At 62.2% G+C, this 25,295-nt stretch carries 24 protein-coding genes; 14 read left to right on the top strand and 10 right to left on the bottom strand.

Translation table 11 applies throughout. The annotated features are described in order from the left end of the window. The first annotated feature begins 47 nt into the window (after positions 1 to 47). From galU to PXK07_RS12985, 6 genes are all read left to right on the top strand, one after another. The gene (gene galU / locus PXK07_RS13010; RefSeq protein WP_274848750.1) at positions 48 to 941 is read left to right on the top strand and encodes a UTP--glucose-1-phosphate uridylyltransferase GalU; all 894 of its coding nucleotides are present in this window, start codon (positions 48 to 50) and stop codon (positions 939 to 941) included. A 64-nt stretch (positions 942 to 1,005) separates the two neighbouring features. After that, on the top strand, positions 1,006 to 1,989 hold the full coding sequence (gene galE, locus PXK07_RS13005) for a UDP-glucose 4-epimerase GalE (protein ID WP_274848837.1): 984 nt from the start codon (positions 1,006 to 1,008) through the stop codon (positions 1,987 to 1,989). 1 nt (position 1,990) lies between these two features. Next, entirely contained in the window at positions 1,991 to 3,034 is a 1,044-nt protein-coding gene (locus tag PXK07_RS13000; protein WP_274848749.1) for a glycosyltransferase family 2 protein, read from the top strand. Positions 3,035 to 3,207: 173 nt separating this feature from the next. Beyond that, entirely contained in the window at positions 3,208 to 4,194 is a 987-nt protein-coding gene (locus PXK07_RS12995; protein ID WP_274848748.1) for a glycosyltransferase family 2 protein, read from the top strand. Beyond that, positions 4,191 to 5,930: a DUF5927 domain-containing protein gene (locus PXK07_RS12990; RefSeq protein ID WP_274848747.1), complete on the top strand. Its 1,740-nt coding sequence runs from the start codon at positions 4,191 to 4,193 to the stop codon at positions 5,928 to 5,930. The genes PXK07_RS12995 and PXK07_RS12990 overlap by 4 nt, the downstream gene beginning before the upstream one ends. 6 nt (positions 5,931 to 5,936) lie before the next feature. Next, entirely contained in the window at positions 5,937 to 7,376 is a 1,440-nt protein-coding gene (locus tag PXK07_RS12985) for a sulfotransferase family 2 domain-containing protein (protein WP_274848746.1), read from the top strand. Between the two features lie 9 nt (positions 7,377 to 7,385). On the opposite strand, the gene PXK07_RS12980 is transcribed toward PXK07_RS12985, so the two are convergent. The 10 genes from PXK07_RS12980 to PXK07_RS12935 form a co-directional block, all read right to left on the bottom strand. After that, entirely contained in the window at positions 7,386 to 7,850 is a 465-nt protein-coding gene (locus tag PXK07_RS12980) for a PTS sugar transporter subunit IIA (RefSeq protein ID WP_274848836.1), read from the bottom strand. Positions 7,851 to 7,905: 55 nt separating this feature from the next. Continuing rightward, positions 7,906 to 8,469, bottom strand: coding sequence for a ribosome hibernation-promoting factor, HPF/YfiA family (gene hpf, locus PXK07_RS12975; RefSeq protein WP_274848745.1), 564 nt, complete (start codon positions 8,467 to 8,469; stop codon positions 7,906 to 7,908). A gap of 273 nt (positions 8,470 to 8,742) precedes the next feature. Next, positions 8,743 to 9,504: an LPS export ABC transporter ATP-binding protein gene (gene lptB, locus PXK07_RS12970; protein ID WP_274848744.1), complete on the bottom strand. Its 762-nt coding sequence runs from the start codon at positions 9,502 to 9,504 to the stop codon at positions 8,743 to 8,745. Continuing rightward, positions 9,504 to 9,992: an LptA/OstA family protein gene (locus tag PXK07_RS12965; protein ID WP_274848835.1), complete on the bottom strand. Its 489-nt coding sequence runs from the start codon at positions 9,990 to 9,992 to the stop codon at positions 9,504 to 9,506. Before PXK07_RS12965 ends, lptB begins: the two co-directional genes overlap by 1 nt. A 24-nt stretch (positions 9,993 to 10,016) precedes the next feature. Continuing rightward, positions 10,017 to 10,619, bottom strand: a complete 603-nt coding sequence (gene lptC, locus PXK07_RS12960; protein ID WP_274848743.1) for an LPS export ABC transporter periplasmic protein LptC — start codon at positions 10,617 to 10,619, stop codon at positions 10,017 to 10,019. Between the two features lie 19 nt (positions 10,620 to 10,638). Continuing rightward, positions 10,639 to 11,607, bottom strand: coding sequence for a KpsF/GutQ family sugar-phosphate isomerase (locus PXK07_RS12955; protein ID WP_274848742.1), 969 nt, complete (start codon positions 11,605 to 11,607; stop codon positions 10,639 to 10,641). Further along, positions 11,604 to 12,218 (bottom strand): ribonuclease D, encoded by a 615-nt coding sequence (locus PXK07_RS12950; RefSeq protein WP_274848741.1) that lies wholly within the window; start codon positions 12,216 to 12,218, stop codon positions 11,604 to 11,606. Before PXK07_RS12950 ends, PXK07_RS12955 begins: the two co-directional genes overlap by 4 nt. A 152-nt stretch (positions 12,219 to 12,370) precedes the next feature. Then, entirely contained in the window at positions 12,371 to 13,036 is a 666-nt protein-coding gene (locus PXK07_RS12945; RefSeq protein WP_274848740.1) for a GntR family transcriptional regulator, read from the bottom strand. A 65-nt stretch (positions 13,037 to 13,101) separates the two neighbouring features. After that, on the bottom strand, positions 13,102 to 14,259 hold the full coding sequence (gene argE, locus PXK07_RS12940) for an acetylornithine deacetylase (protein ID WP_274848739.1): 1,158 nt from the start codon (positions 14,257 to 14,259) through the stop codon (positions 13,102 to 13,104). Then, positions 14,260 to 15,450 (bottom strand): M24 family metallopeptidase, encoded by a 1,191-nt coding sequence (locus PXK07_RS12935; protein ID WP_274848738.1) that lies wholly within the window; start codon positions 15,448 to 15,450, stop codon positions 14,260 to 14,262. It lies immediately after the preceding gene. A gap of 275 nt (positions 15,451 to 15,725) precedes the next feature. On the opposite strand from PXK07_RS12935, the gene PXK07_RS12930 reads away from it, so the two are divergent. The 8 genes from PXK07_RS12930 (at position 15,726) to PXK07_RS12895 (ending at position 25,083) form a co-directional block, all read left to right on the top strand. Next, positions 15,726 to 16,202 carry an Lrp/AsnC family transcriptional regulator gene (locus tag PXK07_RS12930; RefSeq protein WP_274848834.1) on the top strand — a complete coding sequence of 159 codons (477 nt, stop codon included), beginning with the start codon at positions 15,726 to 15,728 and terminating at the stop codon, positions 16,200 to 16,202. Between the two features lie 105 nt (positions 16,203 to 16,307). Next, positions 16,308 to 17,681: an aspartate aminotransferase family protein gene (locus PXK07_RS12925; RefSeq protein ID WP_274848737.1), complete on the top strand. Its 1,374-nt coding sequence runs from the start codon at positions 16,308 to 16,310 to the stop codon at positions 17,679 to 17,681. A 307-nt stretch (positions 17,682 to 17,988) separates the two neighbouring features. Then, the gene (locus tag PXK07_RS12920) at positions 17,989 to 18,978 is read left to right on the top strand and encodes a TRAP transporter substrate-binding protein (protein WP_274848736.1); all 990 of its coding nucleotides are present in this window, start codon (positions 17,989 to 17,991) and stop codon (positions 18,976 to 18,978) included. 66 nt (positions 18,979 to 19,044) lie between these two features. Further along, entirely contained in the window at positions 19,045 to 19,539 is a 495-nt protein-coding gene (locus PXK07_RS12915; protein ID WP_274848735.1) for a TRAP transporter small permease, read from the top strand. Next, positions 19,539 to 20,810 (top strand): TRAP transporter large permease, encoded by a 1,272-nt coding sequence (locus PXK07_RS12910; protein WP_274848734.1) that lies wholly within the window; start codon positions 19,539 to 19,541, stop codon positions 20,808 to 20,810. Before PXK07_RS12915 ends, PXK07_RS12910 begins: the two co-directional genes overlap by 1 nt. Positions 20,811 to 20,815: 5 nt before the next feature. Continuing rightward, entirely contained in the window at positions 20,816 to 21,709 is an 894-nt protein-coding gene (locus PXK07_RS12905) for an isocitrate lyase/PEP mutase family protein (protein ID WP_274848733.1), read from the top strand. Positions 21,710 to 21,819: 110 nt separating this feature from the next. After that, complete coding sequence (locus PXK07_RS12900) at positions 21,820 to 23,442, top strand: GMC family oxidoreductase (protein WP_274848732.1); 1,623 nt, start codon at positions 21,820 to 21,822, stop codon at positions 23,440 to 23,442. Positions 23,443 to 23,463: 21 nt separating this feature from the next. After that, entirely contained in the window at positions 23,464 to 25,083 is a 1,620-nt protein-coding gene (locus tag PXK07_RS12895; protein ID WP_274848731.1) for a long-chain-fatty-acid--CoA ligase, read from the top strand. The last annotated feature ends 212 nt before the right edge of the window (positions 25,084 to 25,295 follow it).

The following is a 25,295-nucleotide window of genomic DNA, read 5'->3' as shown; positions in this document are numbered from 1 at the left end:
ACGAGTTTGGACTTGTGGCCCAAAGAATAGGATATTGAGAGACGACCATGCGCAAGAAAGTTACGAAGGCGATTTTCCCTGTAGCGGGGCTTGGGACGCGGTTTCTGCCGGCGACCAAGTCGGTGCCCAAGGAGATCATGACCCTGGTGGACCGGCCTCTGGTGCAATACGCCATCGACGAGGCCCGGGCGGCGGGGATCAAGGAATTCATCTTCGTCACCTCGCGCGGCAAGGGCGCCCTGGAAGACTATTTCGACCACTCTCCGGTGCTGGAGCAGGAGCTGCGCAAGAAGGGCAAGACCGAGCTGCTCGAGGCGCTGAAGCACACCAATATGGACAGCGGCGCCATCGCCTATATCCGCCAGCATCAGGCGCTTGGCCTCGGTCATGCGGTCTGGTGCGCGCGGCGCCTGATTGCCAATGAACCCTTTGCGGTGATCCTGCCGGACGATGTGATCGCGGCCGAGCGGCCCTGTCTCAAGCAGATGGTCGAAGCCTATGAGGAGACCGGCGGCAATATGGTGGCGGCGATGGAAGTCGCGCCGGAAAAGGCAAGCGCCTATGGTGTTCTGGACGTGAAAGAGGACATGGGCGCCGTGGTCGAGGCCCGCGGCATGGTGGAGAAACCGGCCCTGGGCGAGGCGCCCTCGAACCTGGCGGTGATCGGCCGCTATATCCTGGAGCCGTCGGTGCTGCGCAATCTCAACAAGATGAAGCAGGGCGCGGGCGGCGAGATCCAGCTGACGGATGCGATTGCCCAGGACATCGAGCAGGACGTGCCGGTCTACGGCTACCGCTTCCAGGGCCAGCGCTTTGACTGCGGTTCCAAGGCCGGTTTCCTGCAGGCCACGGTCTCTTTCGCGCTCGCACGCGATGATTTGCGCGACGAGCTGATGCAGTATATCAGCGAGATCGCTCAGGTCGGGCGGGCTGCCGAGTAACATCTCTGCGCCCAGCGGCAGTGCTGGCGAAAGCGTGAAACATCAACACGAGGGTGCAGTGAACGTGGCAAATGTATTGGTGACCGGCGGTGCCGGCTATATCGGCTCGCATGCCTGCAAGGCACTGAAGGCGGCAGGGTTCACCCCTGTCACCTACGACAATCTGATCACGGGTTGGCAGGATGCCGTCAAATTCGGCCCCTTCGAGAAGGGCGATCTGGCGGATCGTGCCCGTCTGGACGAGGTCTTTGCCAAATACCAGCCGGTTGCGGTGATGCATTTTGCGGCCCTCAGCCAGGTGGGGGAGGCGATGAGCCAGCCGGGCCGCTACTGGGCCAACAACACCGGTGGATCGCTCAATCTGATCGAGGCGGCTGTGGCCGCCGGATGCCTTGATTTTGTCTTCTCCTCGACCTGCGCCACCTATGGCGAGCATGACAATGTGGTGCTGGACGAGAACACGCCGCAGCTGCCGCTCAATGCCTATGGCGCCAGCAAGCGTGCGGTGGAGGATATCCTGAAGGACTTCGGCGCCGCCCACGGGCTGCGCTCGGTGATCTTCCGCTATTTCAACGTGGCGGGTGCCGACCCCGAGGCTGAGGTGGGCGAGTTCCATCGACCCGAAACCCACCTGGTGCCGCTGGTGCTGGATGCGATCGACGGCAAACGCGATGCGCTGACCATCTTCGGCACCGATTACGACACCCCCGATGGCACCTGCATCCGCGACTACGTGCATGTCTGCGATCTGGTGGATGCCCATGTTCTGGGTCTGAAGTGGCTCAAGGACGGCAAGGGCAGCCAGATCTTCAACCTGGGCACCGGCAGCGGATTTTCCGTGCGCGAAGTGATGGACAAGGCCGAAGAGGTGACGGGTCGCAAGGTGCCCTGCACCGAGGGGCCGCGCCGGGCAGGGGATTGCACCAAGCTGGTCTCGGGCTCCACCCGCGCGATCACCGATCTGGGCTGGACGCCGGAGCGCTCCAGCCTGGAGGTGATGATCGCCGATGCCTGGAAGTGGCACCAGACCGGCCATTACGAGGCCTGATATGGAGGCCTCCCGCGCCGTTGCCGAGATGCCAAGGATCGGCTGGCGCGCGGGCTATCGTCTGCGCTGGAAGAGGCGGCGGTTGCTGTGGCGGTCCTGGCGGTCGCGTCACCAGTTGAAGCCTCTTGCGGACAGGAGTGGCCGGATAGCCTCCGGTGACATCCTGGCTTTTGTTGTGCTGCGCAACGAAGCGACTCGGCTGCCCTATTTTCTGGACTACTACCGTCGCCTTGGCATCAACCACTTCCTGATCATCGACAACGGCAGCGATGACGGCAGCACAGAGATGCTGCTGCGGCAGGAGGATGTCTCTCTGTGGCAGACGGAGGCAGGATACAAGGCGTCGCGGTTCGGACTTGATTGGCTGACATATCTCTTGATGACCCATGGTCACGATCACTGGTGCCTGACCGTGGATGCGGATGAGCTGCTGACCTATAGCGGCATTGCCTCGCATGATCTGAAGGCACTGACAGATCTCTTGGATCGGCAGGGGCGCAGAGGCTTTGGCGCGATGATGCTGGATCTTTACCCGCACGGGCCGCTGGATGAGGCAAGCTACACAGCCGGGCAGGATCCTTTGGAGGTGTTGCAGTGGTTCGATCCTGCCCCCTATCGCGCGGTGCGCCAGCTTCCCATGGGCAATCTCTGGCTGCAGGGCGGCGCGCGGGAGCGGGTGTTCTTTGCGTCCGATCCGCGCCGCTCGCCCACCTTGAACAAGATCCCGCTGATCCGCTGGAGCCGCCGCTATGCCTATGTGAACTCTACCCATGGGGCATTGCCGCCCGCGTTGAATGGTCTTTATGACGGCCCCGGCGGGGCGCAGCCTTCGGGCGTTCTCTTGCATACGAAATTCCTGCCGGAGATTGTTCCCAAATCGGCAACGGAAAAGCAGAGGCAGCAGCATTTCCATACCCCCGCCGATTTTGATCATTACTATGATCACCTGACCGCTGCGCCAGATCTTTGGGTTGAGAAGTCCTTGAAATACAAAGGCCCAGAGCAGCTGAGCGACCTTGGGCTGATGCAGGCGCCAGATTGGTGAGCGGCGCTGCCGGCCGCTGTGCTGCTATTGGCATTGGCGCGTAACTGTTTCTAAATGCGTTGTTAATAGCTTGGCCGCGTGACATATTGCGTGCAGCTAATGAGATCGGCGGCAGCCGGATCAGGTTTGAAGGCGTGCAAGGAGTAAACGTGGGTCTTTGGCAGTCTTACCGAATGCGTCTGCGGCGAAAACGCAGATTGATCCGGGCGCTCAGGAAATCCCGTGAGCTGACTGCGGTTCAGGACAATACCAAGGCGATCCGCCCGCAGGATATCCTCCTGGTCTCGACCATGCGCAACGAACAGATCCGCCTGCCTTACTTCCTGGAGTACTATCGCAACCTGGGTGTCGATCACTTCCTGTTCGTGGACAACGGTTCGCAGGATGGCACGGCAGAGTATCTGCGCGGCATGTCGGATGTGTCGCTCTGGCGGACCGAGGCAAGCTACAGGCACGCCGGTTTCGGGATCGACTGGATGAACTATCTCAAGCGCCGCTATGCCCATGGTCACTGGGTATTGGTGGTCGATCCGGATGAGCTGTTCATCTACCCGTTCTGCGACACGCGCCCCATTCGGGCGCTGACCGACTGGCTGGACAATTCCGCCATCCGCAGCTTTTCGGCGATGCTGGTGGATGTCTATCCCAAGGGGCGGGTGTCCGATGCGGTCTATCAGGTGGGTCAGGACCCCCTGGAGATCGCGAACTGGTTCGACAGCGGCAACTATACCATCAGCAAGAACCCGACCTACGGAAACCTGTGGATCCAGGGCGGGCCTCGGGCGCGGCTGTTCTTTGCCGACACGCCGAAGAAGGCACCGGCTCTCAACAAGATCCCGCTGGTCAAATGGGATCGCCGCTATGCCTATGTCAGCTCCACCCATGCCCTGCTGCCGCGCGGGCTGAACCGGGTCTATGAAACGGGCGGCGGAGAGAAGGCCTGCGGTGCCCTCTTGCATACCAAGTTTCTCGATACCTTCGGCACCAAGGCCCGAGAGGAGATGTCCCGCAACCAGCACTATGCGCAATCGGCCGAATACAAGGCCTATGCCGAGGCTTTGGACAACCACCCGGAATTGTGGTGCAAGTGGAGCGAGCGATACATCAACTGGCGCCAGCTTGAGATTCTGGGCCTCATGTCCAAGGGGAATTGGGCATGAGCGCGTCACCGGCTCCGGGTCAGCAGGATCTGAACAGCGGCACCGTCGGCATTGTCATGCTGGTGCATACCGCGCTGGATCGGGCCGCGCAGGTTGCCCGGCATTGGGCTGCGGGGGGATGCCCGGTGGTGATCCATGTGGACCGCAAGGTGCCACAGGCGGCCTACAGGGGATTTCGCGATGGGCTGGCACAGGACCAACTGATCAGCTTTTCCACGCGTCACCGGTGCGAATGGGGGACCTGGGGCATCGTTGCGGCTTCGCAATCGGCCTCTGAACAGATGTTGCACCAGCACCCCGGTGTACGCCATGTCTACCTTGCGTCCGGATCGTGCCTGCCGCTGCGCCCGGTGCAGGATCTGGTCGACTATCTGGCGGCCCGGCCCGAGACCGATTTCATCGAAAGCGCCACCACCGCCGATGTGCCCTGGATCGTGGGCGGGTTGGACGTGGAGCGGTTCACCCTTCGGTTTCCCTTTTCCTGGAAGCGTCACCGGTATTTGTTTGATCGCTATGTGACCCTGCAGCGCAAGCTTGGGATCAAGCGGCGTATCCCGCCGGGCCTGGTGCCCCATATGGGCAGCCAGTGGTGGTGTCTGACCCGCAAGACGCTGTCGGCCATCCTCGAAGACCCGGAGCGGATCACCCATGATCGCTATTTCCAGAAGGTCTGGATTCCTGACGAAAGCTACTACCAAACCCTGGCGCGACAGCATTCGGCGAAGATCGAAAGCCGCTCCCTGACGCTGTCCAAGTTCGATTTCGAGGGCAAGCCGCACATCTTCTACGATGACCATCTGCAACTTCTGCGCCGTTCGGATTGCTTTGTTGCCCGCAAGATCTGGCCAAGCGCAGAGCGGCTCTATCAGACCTTTCTGAGCGAAAGAGGCGATGCGATGACCGGAGTAGAGCCGAACCCGGTCAAGATCGACCGGGTTTTTGCAAAGGCGGTGGAACGGCGCACGCGGGGGCGCGAAGGGCTCTATATGCAAAGCCGCTATCCGGGCCAAACCGCGATAAATGCGGTAACCGCCAGCCCCTATTCGGTGTTCCAGGGCTTTGCCGAACTGTTTGAGGATTTTGACGGCTGGCTGGCCCGTATGACGGGGGCGCGGGTGCATGGGCACCTGTTTGCGCCCGAGCGGGCCGAATTTGCGGGCGGTGAGACCATGCTCAATGGCGCGCTCAGCGATTCCGCGCGGCTGCGAAACTACAATCCGCAGAGTTTTCTGACCAACCTGATCTGGAACACCCGTGGGGAGCGCCAGGGGTTTCAGTTCGGTCCCGCAGATCATCAGAAGATCGCGCGGCTCATCGCTACCGATCCCAATGCGCAGGTCTCGGTGATCAGCGGCGCCTGGGCGGTACCGCTGTCGCGCTCAAAGCGCAGTTTTTCCGAACTGCGACGCATCGCGGCGCGATTGCAGCGGATCGAGGCCGGGCAGCTCAAGATGCTGAGGGAGCGCAGCACCAAGGCCCGCGTGCGGATCTGGACCATGGCGGAATTCGTCGAGGCGCCGATGGAGCCCCTGCAGACCATTCTCGAAGAAATGGGGGCCAAGACGCCGGGTCACTTGAACGAGGTGCCAAGCATGGTGGACCTGGAAGGGTTTGGACAGTTCCTGCAAAATCTGAAGAACCAGGGCATGCATCCCTACCTGATGGGAGATTTCCCGGTGGAACAGGAACCGGTGACCATGCCAAAACCGCCCCGCAGACCCTATTTGGTGCGATAGCTGACCATGCAAGATCCCTTTGATTACTTCATCGTCTTTGCCGAAATGCGGACCGGCTCCAACTTTCTGGAGGCGAACCTCAATGCGCTTGAGGGCGTGGTCTGCCACGGAGAGGCCTTCAATCCGCATTTCATCGGCTACCCGAACCGGACCGAGGTGCTGGGCATGACCCAGGAGATGCGCGAGGCGGATCCTGCCGGGCTGATCGAGCGGATTCGCGCGCAGCCCGATATGCTGGCGGGCTTTCGCTATTTCCACAATCACGATCCGCGCATTCTGGATCTCGCGCTGGAGGATCCGCGCTGCGCCAAGATCATCCTGACCCGCAACCCGCTGGACAGCTACGTATCGCACAAGATCGCCCGTGAAACCGGGCAATGGAAGCTCACCAATATCACCCGCCGCCGCGAGGCGCTGGCGGAATTCGATGCCATTGAGTTTGCACGCCATGTGGGGACGTTGCAGGCCTTTCAGGTAATGTTGCTCAACCGGTTGCAACACAGCGGCCAGACCGCCTTTTATGTGGACTACGAGGATCTGCAAAGCCTGGAGGTGATGAACGGCCTGGCCAAATGGCTGGGGGTTCCGGCGCGCCTAGAGGCCCTGGATGACAGTCTCAAACGCCAGAACCCGGCGCCGACCCTGTCCAAGGTTTCAAACCCCGAGGATGTGACACTTGCCACGGCAGAGATGGACCTGTTCAACCTGTCCCGCACCCCGAATTTCGAACCACGCCGGGGGCCAGTGGTGCCGGGCTACATCGCGGCTGCCAAGTCGCCGCTACTGTACCTGCCGGTGCGGGGCGGGCCAGAGGCAGAGGTGACGGAGTGGATGGCGGCGCTGGACAGTGTCGCGCAGGACGAGCTGATTTCGGGCATGAACCAGAAACAGCTGCGCCAGTGGAAGAACCGCAACAAGGGCTTCCGCAGCTTCACCGTGCTGCGTCATCCGGTGGAGCGTCTGCATCGGGTCTTCTGCCATCGGATCCTGAACAGGCATGCCGAGAGCTACGGCGCGATCCGCGAGACCCTGCGCCGCCGCTTCAAGGTGCCGCTGCCGCAGGATGGCCCCGATGAGAGCTATACGCGCGACGATCATCGGGCCGCGTTTGAGGCTTTCGTCAGCTTTGTGAAAACCAATCTGGCCGGGCAGACCTCGATCCGGGTCGATGCCGAATGGGCCAGCCAGTCGCAGGCGATTTCAGGATTTGCCGAGCTGGGCGCACCGGATCTGATCCTGCGGGAAGAGGAACTGACGTCAGAGCTTCCTGCTTTGGCGCGGCGATTGGGCTGTGAGACGGTACCGGCGGTGCCCTCTGGACCAGGGCCAGAGCCCTACGGGGTGGAGGCCATCTATGATGTCGACCTGGAAGACCGTATTTCCAGGCTCTATCAGCGGGATTACCTGACCTTCGGCTTTGGTCCCTGGATACAGAAGGGCAAATAGCCGCTCTGATCAGGCCGCCTGTACCGGCTGGTTCTCGGTTAGAATGGTGTAAAGCGTCGCGGGATCGCTATTGGCGCGCAGCTTTGTGCAGAAGGACTGTTCACGCAGGGTGCGCGAGACCAGCGCCAGCGCCTTCAGATGTTCAACGCCCGCATCCTCGGGCGCGAAAAGGGCGAATGCAATATCGACCGGTTGCCGGTCAACAGAGCCGAAATCGAGCGGCTTCTCCAAGGTGACGAAGACGCCGCAGACCTCGGTCAGGCCATCCAGCCGTGCGTGGGGCAGGGCAACGCCGTGTCCTACCCCCGTTGGGCCAAGGCTTTCGCGATCCAGCAGCGCGTCAACCGTCGGCTGCGCATTCAGACGATAGGCAAGCTGCCCGACTTCTGCGATTTCCTGGAACAGACGCTTCTTGCTGGAGGCGGCGCCGATCACGCGGACCGCCTCCGGTTTGAGGATGTTGGAAATCTGCATCTCTGTCATCTGCTCCGCTCGGCCGCCGGATTTGGCGTGCCGCTGGGCCTACGATTTAGGGATCGATCCAACCGATGTTGCCATCGTCCCTGCGGTAGACCACGTTCAACCCGTCTTTGCCTTCATTGCGGAACACCAGAACAGGCGCCCCGGCCAGTTCCATCTGCATCACCGCCTCCCCGACCGACAGCGATGGGATCTTGGTTTCCATCTCGGCCACGATGATTGGCTGCAGTGAGTCGGGTTCGGTCCCGGTCTCCGCTTCGTCAGAGGCGAGGATATAAGAGCTGGCGCCCAGGAGTTCAACCGGTTCGCTGCGTTCGCGGTGGTGGTCCTTCAGCCGCCGCTTGTAGCGCCGCAGCTGTTTTTCCATCTTGGCGCAGCAGCCATCAAAAGCCGCATAGATTTCAGTAGCATGGGCCTTGGCCTGTGCCGTGAGACCGGTGGACAGGTGGACTGTGGCTTCGCAGACATATTCATGCGCAGAGCGGGAAAAGACCACATTGGCGTCCGTGGGGCGCTCTGCGTATTTCGCGACGGCTGCTCCCAGCTCATCCTTGACATGAGACTGCAGGGCTTCGCCGATATCGATCTGTTGTCCGCTGATTTTGTAACGCATGTGATCTCCTTCACAATAATGCCCATTCGCAACGCCACCGGGCGCAGGCCCGATGGAGGGTCGTCAGCTGCGAATGAGGGGATTAGGCAAATCAGTCAGAAGCAGCCGACCGGACCTTGTCGCCAAGGCCAACTTACGGACTGCATCGAACTGCACATTTGCCATATCTCGATTCCATGCCAACTGGCCGGGAGAGTCAATGAAGAAGCGAAATACAAGGTGAAGGAAAAGCAAACAGGCGGGAAAAGGCCGATGCCCGCCCCGATGCCGTGATCAGGAAATGCGGAAGTTTTCGCCCAGGTAGACGCGGCGCACGTTTTCGTTTTCCACCACCTCGGCCGGGGTGCCCGACATCAGCACCTGCCCGTCATGCAGGATATAGGCACGGTCCACGATCTCCAGGGTTTCGCGCACGTTGTGGTCGGTGATCAGAACCCCGATGCCACGTTTCTTCAGATCCGCAACCAGGTGCCGGATATCGCCGACGGAAATGGGATCGACCCCGGCAAAGGGTTCATCCAGAAGCAGATATTTCGGATTGGCGGCCAGGCAGCGGGCGATTTCCACCCGGCGCCGTTCGCCGCCCGACAGCGCCAGGGCCGGGGCGCGGCGCAGATGTTCGATGGAGAAGTCCGACAGCAGTTCCTCCAGCCGCTCGCGCCGCTTGTGGTCATGCTGTTCGGAGATATCCAGAACCGCTGAAATATTGTCTTCGACCGAGAGGCCCCGGAAGATGGACATTTCCTGCGGCAGGTAGCCGATGCCAAGGCGCGCCCGGCGGTACATGGGCAGGGTGGTGACGTTCTGTCCGTCGATGGTGACGGTGCCCGCCTCGGGAAACACAAGGCCCGCGATGGCGTAGAAACTGGTGGTCTTGCCGGATCCGTTCGGCCCCAGAAGGGCGACGACCTCTCCGCGGTCCAGCCGCATGGAGACATCGCGGATCACCACCTTCTTGCGATAGCTCTTGCGCAGATGTTCGATTCTGAGGCCCGAGGAGCCTTCCGTCACTTTCAGATCGGGTTTGGCCGCCATCAGTCGTTGCCATCCGGGTTGAGGATGGTCTTGACGCGTCCGGCCATGCTGGCGGTACCCGTGGTCAGGTTCACTTCCATCCGGTTGGAGGTCAGCGTGCTGTCCCCCTGGCTGAGAAGGACATTGCCGCTCATTACGATCGTGCCGCTGTCGATGGTGTATTTCGCCCGTTCTGCCTCGGCGGCGTCGGGGCCGCTGACCAGAAGCACGTTACCGGTTGCTTCCAGCTGGTCGATGCCGCGCTTGCCGGCCGCGTCGGTCTTGTAGATGACCAGAACCCGGTCCGCCGACAGGCGCATGACACCCTGGATGATCAGGACATTGCCACTGAATTCAGCCGATCCATCTGCCTGGTTGACCGCCAGAGCGTCCGCCGTGACCTCGACCTGCTCCTTGGGGTCGGTCTTGACCGCGCCAAATGCGATGGTGCCGCTTTGGGCACTGGCGACAGGAGCCTGCGCAGCAAGGGCGCAGACCACCAAAATCATCAAGGCGGGTAATTTGAACACGGGCTATCTTTCTTCGCTACTAGGATCGTATACCAGCTTGACTCTATTTTTGAATAGCATTTGAACAGGTGCGCCTTCGGATTGAGCAGTGATCAGCATCTGCCCGGCGGTCAGGGTCCCCATGGGGCCTGTCGCCCGCACCGCACCGGGGCTTTGCACCCGCAGGCTGCTGAGCGAGGTTTCCAGCTCTTCGGTTTCCACCACCAGCTCGTCTACCGAGGTCAGTCGCACATTGCCGGTGAACCGGGCCATGTCCTGACCGGGGTGAATGGTGCCGGTCTCCGCGACCAATGTCATTCGCCCGCCCTGCGCCATCCGGATCACCGCCTCCAGATCGCTGGCCATCGCCCCATTCCCAGAAGAGCTGCCGGGCCGCGCGACGCTTGCCGTCACCATGATCTCATCGCCGTCCGCGGTGGTGCCGGAAAAGAACGGGCCGGTAATCTGCTGGCCGCGCATGCGCTCTTCGATTTCCTTCTGGGCAAAGGGGATGACCGCATCGGTATCGATCCCGCGCGAGATCAGGAACAGGGTGGACAGCAGCGCCAGCGCCGTCAGGGGCAAAAGCACCTTCAGGTAAGCGACCATGCGCGAATAGCGGTCCATTCCGTCGTCCCCCTCCGCCTTAGCCGAGGCCTGCACGCAGGCAGTCGTGAATGTGCAAAAGACCCTGCGCCTGTGGTCCCTGTCTAGTATCCACCACGAAGAGACAGGTGATCTTGCGCGCGTTCATGATCGCAACCGCCTCTTCGGCCAGGGCGTCCGGGCCGATGGTGGTGGGCGCCTTGGTCATGACGTCGGCGGCCTTGTGATCCAGCAGCCCCTCCATGTGGCGGCGCAGGTCGCCATCGGTGATGATACCCGCAAGGGCGCCATCCGCGCTGGTGACGCCCACGACACCAAAGCCCTTCTGGCTGATTTCGATCAGCGCATCGGACATGGGCGTTGCGTCCTGAACCAGCGGCAGGGCACTGCCTTCATGCATCAGGTCACGCACCTTCGAGAGGCGCGCGCCCAGTTTGCCGCCGGGGTGGAAGTCGCGGAAATTCTCGGGCCGGAAATCGCGATATTTCATGATGGCGATCGCCAGCGCATCGCCCATGGCCAGGGTCAGCGTGGTGGAGATCGACGGTACGATACCGTATCCGCAGGCCTCGCCCAGGGCGGGGATCTGCAGGTGCACATCGGCCTGTGTCATCAAGGTGCTGCCGGGCCTGCTGGACAGGCCGATCAGCGGGATCTCGAACCGGCGGGTGAACAGCAGAAGATCGGCCAGTTCCGGCGCCTCGCCAGAGTTGGAGATCGCCAGCACCACATCCCCCTTGGAGAGCATGCCCAGATCACCATGGCTGGCTTCGGCCGGGTGCACGAAATGGGCGGGGGTGCCTGTACTGGCAAGCGTTGCGGCGATCTTGCGGCCGATATGGCCGGACTTGCCGATGCCGCTGACGATCACCCGCCCCTTGGCCTCAAGGATCAGGCGCACCGCATCGGCAAAGCGATCATCAAACCCTTCGGCCAGGGCATCCAGTGCGCGGGCCTCGTCGGTGACCACCTGCCGTGCGGTGGCGAGGAGCTGTTCTGTCTCGGTCATGAGTGCGCAAAGATATCGGTTTCGGGCCAGCCTTCCAGATCGAGGCGCGCGCGCATCGGCAGGAAATCGAAACAGGCCTGGGCCATCTTGGTGCGCCCTTCGCGGGCCAGGCGCTTGTTCAGCTCGTCCCGCAGGCGGTGCAGGTGCAGCACATCCGATGCGGCGTAGTCCAGCTGCGCCTCGGTCAGGGTTTCGGCGCCCCAGTCGCTCATCTGCTGCTGCTTGGAGATATCGACACCGATCAGCTCCTGGCAGATATTCCGCAACCCGTGGCGATCCGTGTAGGTGCGTACCAGGCGGCTGGCGATCTTGGTGCAATAGACCGGTGCGGCCAGGGCGCCAAAGGCATGGTACATGGCAGCGATGTCGAAGCGTCCGAAATGGAACAGCTTCAGCACGTCGTGATCTTCCAGCATCCGGCAGAGGTTCGGGGCCTCGCTCTGGCCCTTTTCGATCTGCACGATATGGGCATTGCCGTCACCGCCCGACATCTGAATGACGCAAAGCCGGTCCCGATGAGGGTTCAGCCCCATGGTTTCACAATCGATGGCCACGACGGGCCCCAGATCCAGCCCGTCCGGCAGATCGTTCTTGTAAAGATGATTGGCCAATGGAGATATCCTTTGTCTGGTCGGCCCGCGCGGCCCGCCTGCTGCCGAGATAAGCGCTAAAGGCGGCGAACTCAACTGTGACAAGCCAAGGGGCGATTGCTCCTGTTGTCCGGCACTGGAGCGCATGGAGCCTAATATGCGGTTTATGCCTGTCAGCCCGCTGCGGACATGCGCGCATAGCTCATCGAGATATGGGCCTGTTGCAACAGGGCGGCGGCCCGCAGGTCTCGGGTCTCCAGGGCGCCGATCAATGTATCAAGTTCCCCATCGAAGATGCGCATCTCCTCCTCCAGATCGATCACCGATTCCGACACCGAGGTCAGCCAGATCCGGGCGGTCTGATAGTAAAGCCGTTCCGAGATGAGCCGCAGTTGCATGTTGCTAGTGAGTTTCAGCGTGGCGCGAAAGAAATCGGTGATCAGCTGGGCAAAATCGCGGGCTGCGGGCGTCTGGAGCAGGGATTTCGAGCGGGCAGAAAGCGCGCGAAATTCAGTCAATAGCGTATCATCAGGGGGCAGGGGCATCACATGGCCCATCATGCCGGCCAGCTCCATTCTCAGCTGGTAGGTCTGCGCCAGGGCATCCAGGTTCACATCCGTCACGAAGGTGCCGACGCCATGAACGGATTGCACCAACCCTTCGTCCTCAAGCCGGGCCAGAACCCGGCGCAGGGGCGTGCGGCTGACGCCGAATTCCTCGGCCAGTTCGATCTCTGAAAGGCGGGTGCCGGGCGCATAGTCCAAGAGGCAGATGCGATCCCGGATCTCCCGGTGCATCAGTTCGAACCGGTCGCGGGCGCTTCCCTGGGCTGTTGTCATGCGTCAGCCCTCCTTTGGCTGGCGGCTGTGGGCCTATGGGGGCATCGCGCCCTTGGAGGTGCGGATCAGATCAGTTTGGTGGACAGGCCTTCCAGCAGCCCAAGACATTGGGACAGCTGGTCGAGCGAGACATATTCATCCGGTTTGTGCGCCTGTTCGATCGATCCCGGTCCGCAGACAGCGACATTCATGCCCAACCCTTGGAAGATCCCCGCCTCGGTGCCAAAGGCCACCAGATCGGCCCCGTTGGCGCCGGTCAGCTCCTGAAGGATCTCGCGGGCCTCGTTCTCAGATGCCGGTTCCAGCCCGTCCACTTCGCCGATCACCTCGGTCACGATATCGGCCCCGGGACAGATGGCGCGCATCTGCGGCAGCAGGGCGTGGGTGCACAGGCGCTCCAGATCCTCCTTGACGAAATCGGCATCGGATTTCTGTACCGGGCGCATTTCCCAATCCACCCGCGCCTTGCCGGGGATCACGTTATGGGCGTGCCCGCCCACCAGCGCACCGGTGTTGATGGTGGTCCAGGGCGGCTCGAATCGGCTGCCTTCGGGCGCGCGGGCGCGCAGGGCGTCCTTCAGCTCCAACAGGCGCGCAACATAGCGGGCTGCGTATTCCACCGCGTTGACGCCAAGGTCCGGGCCGGACCCGTGCCCCTCCAGCCCGGTGAAATGGGTGGAGTATTCATAGCAGCCTTTGTGCCCTTCGATGATGCGCATCATCGTCGGCTCCCCGACGATACAGACGCCGGGGCGCAGGCCGCGTTCCTTCAGCGACTGGGCCAGGGCCTGCGCCCCGAAACAGCCGACCTCCTCGTCATAGGTGAAGGCGAAATGGATCGGGCGGGAAGGGTTCAGGTCGGCATAGTGCGGCGCCATCGCCGTGGCGGCGGCAATGAACCCCTTCATGTCGCAGGTGCCGCGTCCGTATAGCCGACCGTCCCGTTCCACCATCTGGAAGGGATCGCTGGTCCAGTCCTGATCGGTCACCGGCACCACATCCGAATGGCCCGACAGCACGATGCCGCCGTCCCGCTCCGGCCCGATGGTGGCAAAGAGGTTGGCCTTGGTGCCGCTCTCATCCGTCCAGATGTGTACCGTTGCGCCTGCGCTATCGAGGCGGTCCGCCAGCAGGGAGATCATCGCCAGGTTGCTGTCAGCCGAGACCGTCGGCAGTGCGATGAGCTCTCCCAGGAGGTCTGTCGTTCGGGGCAGGAAGGTCATTCAGCCCTCGTCCTTGATGAAGAGCTTGCGCTCCACATTACAGAGCGCCTCGGCCGGGCCGCTGTCGCGGATCAGGATGGTTTCGGTGGTCTCCAGCCCCCAGTCGTCCATCCACAGGCCGGGCATGAAGTGGAAGGTCATGCCGGGTTCCAGCATGGTTTCATCGGTGTCGCGGATCGAGATCGTCCGCTCGCCCCAGTCCGGCGGGTAGCTGAGGCCGATGGGGTAGCCACAGCGGCCGTTGCGATCGATCCCGGCTTTCTTCAGCGCGCCATTGAGGGCATTTGCAATGTCGCAGGCACGGTTTCCGGCCTTGGCTGCGGCAAGACCTGCCTCGATCCCTTCGTTCAGCGCTGCAGAGGCATCCAGCATCGCCTGTGGCGGCTGGCCCAGATGGACCGTGCGGCAGAGCGGCGCGTGATAGCGGCGGTAGCAGCCTGAGAGCTCAAAGAAGGTCGCTTCGCCGCTTTGCATCGGGCGCCCATCCCAGGTGAGATGCGCCGCAGTGGCATCCAGGCCGGAGGGCGTCAGCGGCACGATGGCGGGATAATCGCCCCAGTCGTCACCCACACCGTAGGTGCCGGCCTGCAGGATATCGCCCACCAGCTCGTTCTTGCGCAGGCCCGGGCGGGCGCGGGTGATAGCGAGGTTGACGATGCTTTCGGTAATGCGGGCGGCGCGGCGGATGAAGGTGAGCTCCTCATCCGATTTCACCCCGCGCTGCCAGTTCACCAGAGCAGTGGCGTCCTGCAGTTGCGCATCGGGCAGGCTCTGCTCTAGCACCGCATGGGCCTTGGCCGAGTAGTAGTAGTTCTCCATCTCGACCCCGATGCGGGCCATGCCATGGCCGAGGCGGGTCAGATGGGCGGCCAGATCCTCCATCGGGTGGCAGGTGGTGGACTGGATATAGCGATCATCATAGCCGATGACGCTTTTCTCTTCCATCCAGACGGTGCGCAGGGCGCCAAAGGCATCCATGGTGCGCCCCCACCAGATCGGATCGCCATCCAGGCCCAGGATCACCCCCTGGTGTACATAGAAGGACCAGCCGTCATAGCCGGTCAGCCAGGCCTGGTTCGAGGGGTCGGTGACAAAGAGAACCTCGATCCCGGCCGCCTCCATGGCCTTGCGGGTCTTGTCGATGCGGCGGGCGTATTCGGCCTGCGAGAAGGGAGCGTGTTCCAGTGGCATGGCGATCTCTGATCAATCAATGGCGAAAAGCGGTAAGTGAAGCGTAGATGAATACATCTTCCGCTTCGGATCTATTCGCGACACGGGGTTTTCCCAAAACGACCCCCAATTTTTGGCAGTTCAGGGGTATTTGGCGGGTGGGTGCCGTAATGTTGTGCACATCTTGGGTTGTGGCTGAAAACCTGCACCTTGTCGGCAGCGGCGGGAAGGCCGCGGAGCGGGTGCGGCTCTAGTGCTTTTCCAGTCCCTCTGCCCGTGATACGCCCTGTTGCATGATACGTCTTGATGACCGGGATATCGCCATCCTGCGGGTGCTGTCGCAGGAAGGGCGCATTACCAAAGCGGCCCTGGCCGAACGCATCGGCCTGTCCGCAACCCCCTGCTGGGACCGGCTGCGCAAGCTGGAACAGGCGGGTCTGATTGAAGGCTATGGCGCCCGCATCAACCTGCGCAAACTGGCTCCGCATGTCACCGTTTTCGTGGCGGCGGAAATCGCCGATCACACGGCGGCCAGTTTTCAGACATTCGAAACGGCGATACAGCGATATGACGAGATCACCGGCTGCTGGGCGCTGGGCGGGGGCTTTGACTATCTGTTGCAGGTGGTGACCCGCGATATCGAGGCCTATCAGGCGCTGATCGATGCCATGCTGGAGGCGCGTATCGGCCTGTCGCGCTATTTCACCTATGTGGTGACCAAGCCCGTCAAGGGCCCCACCGCGCCACCGCTGGATCTTCTGCTGGGGGGGTGATCCGGCAGAGATTTTTCTGCCATCCTGCTGAAGATCAGTTCCCGTTTCTGGCAAGAGCCTAGAAAGTGCAGCCTGACGTATTGGGCTGCCGATCAAGGACATGACATGCTGAAGAACGACCAACTGGACCAGTGGGACCGCGACAATTTCTTTCACCCCTCCACCCATCTGGCGCAGCACGCGCGTGGCGAAAGCCCGACCCGCGTGATCAAGACCGCCAGCGGCGTCCATATCGAGGATCGCGATGGCACCAAGCTGCTGGATGCCTTTGCCGGGCTCTACTGTGTGAACGTCGGCTATGGCCGCCAGGAGATCGCCGAGGCCATCGGTGAACAGGCGCGGGAGCTGGCCTATTACCATTCCTACGTCGGCCATGGCACCGAGGCGTCGATCACCCTGTCGAAGATGATCCTGGACCGTGCGCCCGCCAATATGTCCAAGGTCTATTTCGGCCTTGGTGGTTCGGACGCCAATGAAACCAACGTCAAGCTGATCTGGTATTACAACAACATCCTGGGTCGGCCCGAGAAGAAGAAGATCATCTCGCGCTGGCGGGGCTATCATGGTTCGGGGCTGGTGACGGGATCGCTGACGGGGCTGGAGCTGTTTCACAAGAAATTCGATCTGCCGCTGGCGCAGGTGGTGCACACCGAGGCGCCCTACTATTTCCGCCGCGCGGATCAGAGCCAGTCCGAGGAACAGTTCGTCGCCCATTGCGTCGCCGAGCTGGAGGCGCTGATCGAGCGCGAAGGCGCCGACACCATCGCGGCCTTCATCGGCGAGCCGGTGCTGGGAACGGGGGGCATCGTGCCGCCCCCGGCCGGATACTGGCAGGCGATCCAGGGCGTGCTGAAGAAGCACGACATCCTCTTGGTCGCCGACGAGGTGGTCACCGGATTTGGCCGTCTCGGCACCATGTTCGGCAGTGATCACTACGGGATCGAGGCGGATATCATCACCATCGCCAAGGGGCTGACCTCGGCCTATGCGCCGCTGTCAGGCTCGATCGTGTCTGACAAGGTCTGGAAGGTGCTGGAGCAGGGCACCGATGAAAACGGCCCCATCGGCCATGGCTGGACCTATTCCGCCCACCCCATCGGCGCTGCGGCGGGGGTGGCCAACCTCAAGCTGATCGATGAGCTGAACCTGGTGGAGAATGCAGGCAGCGTGGGCGCTTATCTCAATCAGTCGATGAAGGATGCGCTGGGCGATCATGCCCAGGTGGGCGACATTCGCGGTGAGGGCATGCTGTGCGCGGTGGAGTTCGTGAAGGATCGCGGCAGCCGCAGCTTCTTTGACGCCGCCGACAAGATCGGTCCGCAGATCGCGGCCAAGCTGTTGGAGCAGGACAAGGTCATTGCCCGCGCCATGCCGCAGGGTGATATCCTGGGCTTCGCGCCACCCTTCTGCCTGAGCCGCGCGGAGGCCGACACAGTGGTCGCTGCCACCGCCCGGGCCGTGAAGGCCGTGTTGGGATAGAGCCCGGGCCGGGGCTCTCCCGCCCGGATCAGACCATCCGTTGGATGATCCTCTCCCGTTGGGCCCTGCGCCGCGCCTCAGGCGCGGCGCAGGGGCGCATTCAGTCGATTCTGCTGCTGGATCTTTGCCAAAGCCGGGAAGACCCAAGGGCCGACAGCGATCTTTTTTCGCGGCTCATAAATCCATAAACATTTGAATTACATACAGATTACCGGGTTCGAATAGCGCACTCATATTGTTGCTGCCATTTCCCTTGACCAGGGGTAAGCCCTTGATGGAACATGATTTTATTAAGGGAGGAAAACTTATGAAACTGACTTCGACGCTGACAGGCGCCGCGCTGGCGCTGTGCACTGCACTGCCCGCCTTTGCGGCTGATGTGACGGCCCGTATCTCTTTGCAGCTGCCGCTCAAAAGCCACCTTGGCCAGAACCTTCTGATGTTCAAGGAAGAGGTGGAGAAAGCCTCGGGCGGGGATATCGCGGTTGAGATCTACGACTCGGCGCAGCTGTACAAGGACAAGGAAGTGCCCGCCGCCGTGGGATCGGGCGCCATCGAGATGGGCGTCGCCTCGCTGACGCGTTATGTGGGCGATATCCCGGCGGTGGATGTCTTCTACATGCCGTTCCTGTTCAACTCCGAGGACAAGGTCCGCAAGGCGGTTGAGCCCGGCAGCCCGGTGCGCGCGCCGATCGATGCCGCCATCGCCGACACAGGTGCGACGGTTCTGTGGTGGCAGGCCTATGGCGGTGCGATCATGCTGTCGCAGGGTGGCCCGGTGAAGACACCGACCGACATGGAAGGCAAGAAGGCCCGTGTCTTTGGTAAGACGCTGGGTGACTTCGTGACTGCAACCGGTGGTGCGCCGACCCTGATCTCGGGGTCCGAGCAGTATCTCGCCTACCAGCGTGGCACCGTCGACATCGGCATGACCGGCGTATCGGGTGTGAAATCGCGCAAACTGTGGGAGGTCATGGACACCATCACCGTCACCAACCACGCCGATATCGAATTCCTCGTCGTGGCCAATACCGACTGGTGGAATGGCCTGTCGGCAGAGCATCAGAAGATCATGGCGGATGCCGCGCGCAAGGCCGAGATTTCCGTGCGGGACGAGATGTCCGCGATCGAAGCTGCCGCCTATGCCGAAGCGGAAAAGGCGGGCATGACCATCTACACGCCCACGGATGAAGAAATCGCCGCCTGGAAGGCCGCTGCAGCCCCCGTCTATGACGGTTTCCGCGCCAAGGCCGGAGAGCTGGGCGCGCAGATCCTGTCTGCTGCCGAAAACTTCTGAACCTGACCATCCCGGACCAGCCCTTGAATGCGGGGGCTGGTCCGCTTCTATTCTTCGGGACATTCCATGGACGTTTTTGCCAGGTTCGTGACCGCGCTGGCCCTTGTGGCGGCGGCGCTTTTCGTTCTTTCCGGGATCATGCTCACCTATGAGGTGCTGGCCCGCTATTTCTTTGTGCGGCCCACCATCTGGGCAGCGGAGCTGAGCCAGTTCTGCCTGATCTGGGGATCACTGATCGCAGCGCCCTGGTGCCTGCGGGAGCGGCGCCATATCCGCATCACCGCCGTGATCGCCAACCTGCCGCGCGGGCCTCGGCTGGCGGCGGATGTCTTTGCCATGGCCGCGGTCGCTGTCTTCTCGGCCATCTTGCTGTTTTACGGCTACGAGATCTTCCATGACAGCTTTGTCCGTGGCCGCACCACCGGCACCATGCTGGATATGCCTATGTGGTTTGTGGAACTGTCGCTGCCCTTCGGATTTGCCATCCTGTTGATCCAGGCCGTGATCGAGACCCTTCGCGCCCTGCAGGGGCAGATCGTGGCTGAGGGAGAGCACGACTGATGACCGTTTTCCTGATTCTTATCGCCCTGTTCGGTCTGCTGCTGATCGGTGTGCCGGTGGCCTTTGCCCTGGGCGGGCTTGGCCTGTCGTTGCTGATCTTTGGCGGTTTTTCTCCGCTGATGGCACCGCAGGCGGTTTTGTCTACGCTGGACGGGTTCATTCTGCTCGCGGTGCCCCTGTTCCTGTTGATGTCCAACGTGCTGCTGAAAGGCGGCGTTGGCCGTGACCTATACGCGGCGGTGCAGGCCTGGGTCGGGCATTGGCCCGGCGGGCTTGCGGTGGCGACGGTAATTTCCTGCGGACTGTTCGCGGCGATTTCCGGCTCCTCTGTGGCGACGGCCGCCACCATCGGTACCGTGGCCATCCCCGAGATGATCAACCGCGGCTACGAGAAGCGCTTTGTCTACGGGCTGCTGGCTGCGGGGGGCACGCTGGGCATCCTGATCCCGCCCTCGATCCCGATGATCGTCTACGGCTTTGTCACCGAGGAATCGGTGATCGCGCTGTTCCTTGCGGGTGTTGGCCCCGGTCTTGCGCTCCTGGTGCTCTTTTCCGGCTATTCGATGATTTACGCCTCGATGAAGGGCATGGGTCGCAGTGAAAAAGCCAGCGGAGCCGAGCGCCGCGCCGCCAGCCTGCGTGCGCTGCCCTCGATGGCGCTTGCGGCCGTTGTTGTGGCGGGGATCTATTCCGGCGCCTTCACTCCGACCGAAGCCGCCGCCATTGGATTTGCCTTTGCCGTTGTGATCACCGCCGTCATCCTGCGCACCCTGACCTGGAAGGCCTTCTGGGAGGCGGCGATGGACAGCATGGCCACCACCGTTGCCATCCTGCTGATCATCGCGGGGGCCAAGGTCTTCGGCAAGGCGATCACCCTTTATCGCATCCCGCAGGAGATCAGTGGTTTCATCTCGGATGCGGTCTCCAGCCCGGTGATGTTCGTGCTGCTTGTCGCTGCGATCCTGGTGGTCATGGGGCTGGTGCTGGAGGCACTGTCGATGGTGCTGATCATGACGCCGGTGCTACTGCCCGCGGCCATGGCGCTGGGCTTTGATCCGATCTGGTTCGGCGTCTTCATGGTGGTCATGGTCGAAGCGGCCCTGATCACTCCGCCCGTGGGTCTGAACCTCTACGTGATCCAGGCGGTGGCGCGGGCCACGCTTGGAGATGTGGCGCGCGGCGCCATTCCCTTCCTTCTGCTGATGTTCCTATGCGTGATCCTGCTCTATCTGATGCCGGATCTTGCCCTCTATATTCCCTTCAAACTGTGAGCGACATGACGACCCCTGCCGACAAACTGCGCGCCCTTCTGGCGCAACCCCGCCTGCACACCATGCCCTGCGCCTATGATGCGCTTTCGGCCAAGCTGATCGAGCAGGCCGGGTTCGACCTGACCTTCATGACCGGCTTTGGAGCCTCCGCCGCGCGTATCGGCGCGCCCGATCTGGGTCTGATGAGCTATGGTGAGGTGCTGGATCAGGCCCGCAATATCGCCGGAGCCATCACCATGCCGCTGATTGCCGATGGTGACACCGGCTATGGCAATGCGATGAACGTGCGCCGCACCGTGCAGGGCATGGCGAATGCGGGCTGCGCTGCGGTGATGATCGAGGACCAGCTGGCGCCCAAACGCTGCGGCCATACGCCGGGCAAGGCCGTGGTGGGCCGGGAGGAAGCCTTTGACCGCATCCGCGCCGCGGTGGATGCGCGCAATGAAGGCCAGGACATCCTGATCCTGGCGCGCACCGATGCCCGCCATGACCACGGGCTGGGTGAGGCGCTGACCCGCGCACAGAAGTTCCGCGAGCTGGGTGCCGACATCATCTTTGTCGAGGCCCCCCGATCGGAAGCGGAGATGCGCGAGGTCTGCGCCGCCACGGATGCGCCCAACATGGCCAATACTGTCGAGGGCGGCGAAACCCCTGACCTGCCGCCCGAAGCCTTGCAGGAGATCGGCTATCGCATTGCCGCCTATCCGCTGTCGCTGATGGCCTCGGCCATGCAGGCGATGGTGCAGACGCTGGCAGAGATGAAGGCGGGCCAGCCGCGCAGCAACCTGATGGATTTCATGGAGCTGCGCCGCCGGATCGGATTTGACGACTACTATGAGGCCTCAGAGCGCTATGCCACATCGGCTCGCCCGGTGACCGGCGCGCGCGAAGAAGGATAGGGAAGCCAGCCCTCAACGCCCTGTCCGGACTGTCTTACGCGAAGAAATGATGGACAGGGCCCCCCTCCTGCGCTCAGCTTGGAACAGACGCAGCCTTGGGAGGGGAAGCGATGCAATTTGATTACGTCATTGTTGGAGGGGGATCGGCGGGATCGACGCTGGCCTCACGGCTGAGCGAAGATCCGAATATCAGTGTCTGCCTGCTGGAGGCGGGCGGGCGCGGCGACAGCATCCTGGTGCGCGCGCCTGCAGCGGTGGTTGCCATGCTGCCGGGGCGGCCCAAGATCAACAACTGGGCGTATGAGACCGTACCGCAGCCGGGATTGAACGGGCGCAAGGGCTACCAGCCGCGCGGCAAGGCCCTGGGTGGCTCCAGCGCGATCAATGCCATGCTCTATATTCGGGGTCATGCAGGGGATTACGACGAATGGGCGTCGCTTGGCTGTCCCGGCTGGGCCTGGCAGAACGTGCTGCCCTATTTCCAGCGCGCCGAGAACAACGAACGTGGCGCGGATGATGCCCATGGGGGCAGCGGCCCCCTGCAGGTCAGCGACCAGAAATCGCCGCGTCCCATCAGCCGCGCCTTTGTCGAGGCAGGCAAGGCGCTGCAGATCCGCGAGGTCGAGGATTTCAATTCCGGCGACAACGAGGGGATCGGCCTGTACCAGGTGACCCAGTTCCACGAGGCGACGAAGAACGGCGAACGTTGCTCGGCTGCCGCCGCATATCTGCATCCGGTGATGGAGCGCAGTAACCTCACGGTGATCACCGGCGCCCATGCCACCAAGGTTCTGTTCCAGGGCAAGCGCGCTACCGGTGTGGCCTACCGCAAGGGGGGGCAGGACGAGACAGTGAATGCCCGGCGCGAGGTGATCTTGTGCGGTGGCGCCTTCAACTCGCCGCAACTGCTGCAACTGTCGGGCGTGGGGCGCCCCGAGGACATCACCCCGCATGGCATTGGCATGGTGCATGAATTGCCGGGTGTCGGGCAGAACCTGCAGGACCACCTCGATTTCACCCTCGCCTACAAAAGCAAGGACCGGGACAATTTCGGGATCTCGCTGCCCGGCAGTGTCAACCTCTTGAAACACATCAATGACTGGCGCAAGACCGGCAAGGGCATGCTGGCGACCCCCTTTGCCGAAGGGGCGGCGTTTCTAAAAACCGACCCTTCGCAGGAGCGCGCCGATGTGCAGCTGCATTTCGTCATTTCCATCGTCGACGATCACGCGCGCAGGCTGCACATGGGCCATGGCTTCAGCTGTCACATCTGTGTGCTGCGTCCGAAATCGCGCGGCTCTGTGGGGCTGACCTCGGGGGATCCCCTGGCGCCGCCCCGGATCGATCCGCAGTTCCTGTCCGACCCCGAGGATCTGGCGGTGATGATCAAGGGCATCCGCAAGACCCGGCAGATCATGCAAACACCGCCCCTGCAGGGCTACATCCACAAGGAGCTATTCATCAAAGAAGAGCCGGATGACGCAGCGTTGGAGCAGCACATCCGCGCCCGGTCGGATACGATCTATCATCCGGTGGGAACCTGCAGGATGGGGCAGGACGAAATGGCGGTCGTCGATCCGGAATTGAAAGTGCGTGGCATGGAGGGGCTGCGTGTTGTGGATGCTTCGATCATGCCCCGGCTGATCGGCGGCAATACCAACGCGCCGACCATCATGATCGCAGAGAAAGCCGCGGACATGATCCGCAACCGCGCGGCCCTGGCCGCTGAGTGATATTTGGAGGAGCAAAGCGAAATGCTTGGCAAGATGATGCACAAACCGCTGACGATCAGCTCACTGATCGAACATGCGGGCCGCTACCACGGCAACACCACCGTGACCTCGGTGGAAACCTCCGGCGAGGTGGTGCATTCCAACTGGGGAGAGATCGAGGCAAACGCCCGCAAACTGTCGGCTGCCCTGAAACGCCTTGGCATCAAGGAAGGGGAGCGTTGCGGCACCATCGCCTGGAACAACCGCCGCCACCTTGAGATCTACTTTGGCGTCTCTGGGGGGGGCATGATCTGCCACACGATCAACCCGCGCCTGAAGCCGGAACAGCTGATCTACATCATCAATCACGCCGACGATCAGGTGCTGTTCATCGACGCCACCTTCGTGCCTGCGGTGGGCAAGCTGAAAGAGCATCTGACCACGCTGAAGCACATCGTGCTGATGGGACCGCGGGATGAGGCCGCCGCCGAGGCGGTGCCGGGTATCCTGTTCTACGACGAATTGTTGGCCGCCGAAGGCGATGACAACAGCTGGCCCGAGCTGGACGAGAACACGCCTTCCAGCCTGTGCTACACCTCCGGTACCACCGGCAACCCCAAGGGCGTGCAATACACCCACCGCACCACGGTGCTGCACTCATTGGGTGGCAACCAGCCGGACGGGCTGGCGATCTCGGCCCGTGATACGGTGATGGCAGTGGTGCCGATGTTCCACGTCAATGCCTGGGGCGTGCCCTATATCGCGGCGGCTGTTGGGGCCAAGCTGGTGCTGCCGGGGCCGAACCTGGATGGCGAGAGCCTGGTCAAGCTGATCGACGGCGAGCGCGTCAGCCTGGCGCTGGGCGTGCCGACCATCTGGATGGGCCTGTTGCAGGCTTTGGCCAAGACCGGCAGCAAGGCGGAAAGCCTGAAACGCACGGTGGTCGGCGGCTCGGCCCTGCCGACGGTGATGATCCCCACCTTCCGCGACAAGTATGGCGTCGAGCTGATCCATGCCTGGGGCATGACCGAGACCAGCCCGCTGGGTACGCTCAACAACCTTCTGCAGAAGCATGATGACCTGACCATCGAGGAGAAGGGCAAGATCCGCGAAGGACAGGGGCGCCCTCCTTACGGTGTTGAGCTGCGCATCGTCGACGAAACAGGCAAGCGCCTGCCCGAGGATGGCGAGACCCAGGGCGAATTGCAGATTCGCGGTCACTGGATCATCGATACCTACTTTGGCCATGACAGCAGCGCGCTGACCATGGATGGCTGGTTCGATACCGGCGATGTCGCCACCATCGATGCCGATGGCTACATGATCATCCGCGACCGCTCCAAGGACATCATCAAGTCCGGTGGCGAATGGATCTCGACGGTGGAGCTGGAAGACATCGCCATGTCGCACCCCAAGGTCGCACAGGCCGCGGCCATCGCGGCGCGGCATCCCAAATGGGATGAACGCCCGGTGGTGATCGCGGTGCGCGATGACGACAGTCTCAGCGAGGAAGAGCTGCTGGCCCATTATGAGGGCAAGGTGGCCAGCTGGCAGATTCCGGACAAGGTGGTCTTCACCAATGACCTGCCTCTGGGCGGCACCGGAAAGGTTCTGAAGAACAAGCTGCGCGAATCCTACGGCGACATTCTGCTGGACGTATAAGAACGCATCCTGATCCTGCTCATGCATTGGGCGGGATCACCCATTGTTTATTATTTGGCGTCAATACGCCACTGCGAAACCATTGTTGACCGCTTGAGGGCCGACGCTGTCCCGTAAAGCAGTTGTTCAAAGGTCTTAGGGTCAGGACTCATAGCCAGTAAATGACGAGCGCTGCGAGTGCGATGGCTGACAGGAAGACCTTTGGGCACCTG

The sequence above is a fragment of the Phaeobacter sp. QD34_24 genome, assembly GCF_028890115.1.
Taxonomy (GTDB): Bacteria; Pseudomonadota; Alphaproteobacteria; order Rhodobacterales; family Rhodobacteraceae; genus Phycobacter.
Note: the sequence above shows the minus strand (reverse complement) of the source record. Positions and strands in the feature narration are given on the sequence as shown.

What these genes read in the sequence shown, in the direction of transcription:
- PXK07_RS12935 (WP_274848738.1), bottom strand. Translation starts at nt 15,450, where the DNA reads ATGCCACTGGAACACGCTCCCTTCTCGCAGGCCGAATACGCCCGCCGC.
- galU (WP_274848750.1), top strand. Translation starts at nt 48, where the DNA reads ATGCGCAAGAAAGTTACGAAGGCGATTTTCCCTGTAGCGGGGCTTGGG.
- PXK07_RS12910 (WP_274848734.1), top strand. Translation starts at nt 19,539, where the DNA reads ATGACCGTTTTCCTGATTCTTATCGCCCTGTTCGGTCTGCTGCTGATC.
- PXK07_RS12925 (WP_274848737.1), top strand. Translation starts at nt 16,308, where the DNA reads ATGCTGAAGAACGACCAACTGGACCAGTGGGACCGCGACAATTTCTTT.
- PXK07_RS12945 (WP_274848740.1), bottom strand. Translation starts at nt 13,036, where the DNA reads ATGACAACAGCCCAGGGAAGCGCCCGCGACCGGTTCGAACTGATGCAC.
- PXK07_RS12965 (WP_274848835.1), bottom strand. Translation starts at nt 9,992, where the DNA reads ATGATTTTGGTGGTCTGCGCCCTTGCTGCGCAGGCTCCTGTCGCCAGT.
- PXK07_RS12905 (WP_274848733.1), top strand. Translation starts at nt 20,816, where the DNA reads ATGACGACCCCTGCCGACAAACTGCGCGCCCTTCTGGCGCAACCCCGC.
- lptC (WP_274848743.1), bottom strand. Translation starts at nt 10,619, where the DNA reads ATGGACCGCTATTCGCGCATGGTCGCTTACCTGAAGGTGCTTTTGCCC.
- PXK07_RS12895 (WP_274848731.1), top strand. Translation starts at nt 23,464, where the DNA reads ATGCTTGGCAAGATGATGCACAAACCGCTGACGATCAGCTCACTGATC.
- PXK07_RS12990 (WP_274848747.1), top strand. Translation starts at nt 4,191, where the DNA reads ATGAGCGCGTCACCGGCTCCGGGTCAGCAGGATCTGAACAGCGGCACC.
- PXK07_RS12900 (WP_274848732.1), top strand. Translation starts at nt 21,820, where the DNA reads ATGCAATTTGATTACGTCATTGTTGGAGGGGGATCGGCGGGATCGACG.
- PXK07_RS13000 (WP_274848749.1), top strand. Translation starts at nt 1,991, where the DNA reads ATGGAGGCCTCCCGCGCCGTTGCCGAGATGCCAAGGATCGGCTGGCGC.
- lptB (WP_274848744.1), bottom strand. Translation starts at nt 9,504, where the DNA reads ATGGCGGCCAAACCCGATCTGAAAGTGACGGAAGGCTCCTCGGGCCTC.
- PXK07_RS12980 (WP_274848836.1), bottom strand. Translation starts at nt 7,850, where the DNA reads ATGCAGATTTCCAACATCCTCAAACCGGAGGCGGTCCGCGTGATCGGC.
- PXK07_RS12985 (WP_274848746.1), top strand. Translation starts at nt 5,937, where the DNA reads ATGCAAGATCCCTTTGATTACTTCATCGTCTTTGCCGAAATGCGGACC.
- argE (WP_274848739.1), bottom strand. Translation starts at nt 14,259, where the DNA reads ATGACCTTCCTGCCCCGAACGACAGACCTCCTGGGAGAGCTCATCGCA.
- PXK07_RS12920 (WP_274848736.1), top strand. Translation starts at nt 17,989, where the DNA reads ATGAAACTGACTTCGACGCTGACAGGCGCCGCGCTGGCGCTGTGCACT.
- PXK07_RS12955 (WP_274848742.1), bottom strand. Translation starts at nt 11,607, where the DNA reads ATGACCGAGACAGAACAGCTCCTCGCCACCGCACGGCAGGTGGTCACC.
- hpf (WP_274848745.1), bottom strand. Translation starts at nt 8,469, where the DNA reads ATGCGTTACAAAATCAGCGGACAACAGATCGATATCGGCGAAGCCCTG.
- PXK07_RS12915 (WP_274848735.1), top strand. Translation starts at nt 19,045, where the DNA reads ATGGACGTTTTTGCCAGGTTCGTGACCGCGCTGGCCCTTGTGGCGGCG.
- PXK07_RS12995 (WP_274848748.1), top strand. Translation starts at nt 3,208, where the DNA reads ATGCGTCTGCGGCGAAAACGCAGATTGATCCGGGCGCTCAGGAAATCC.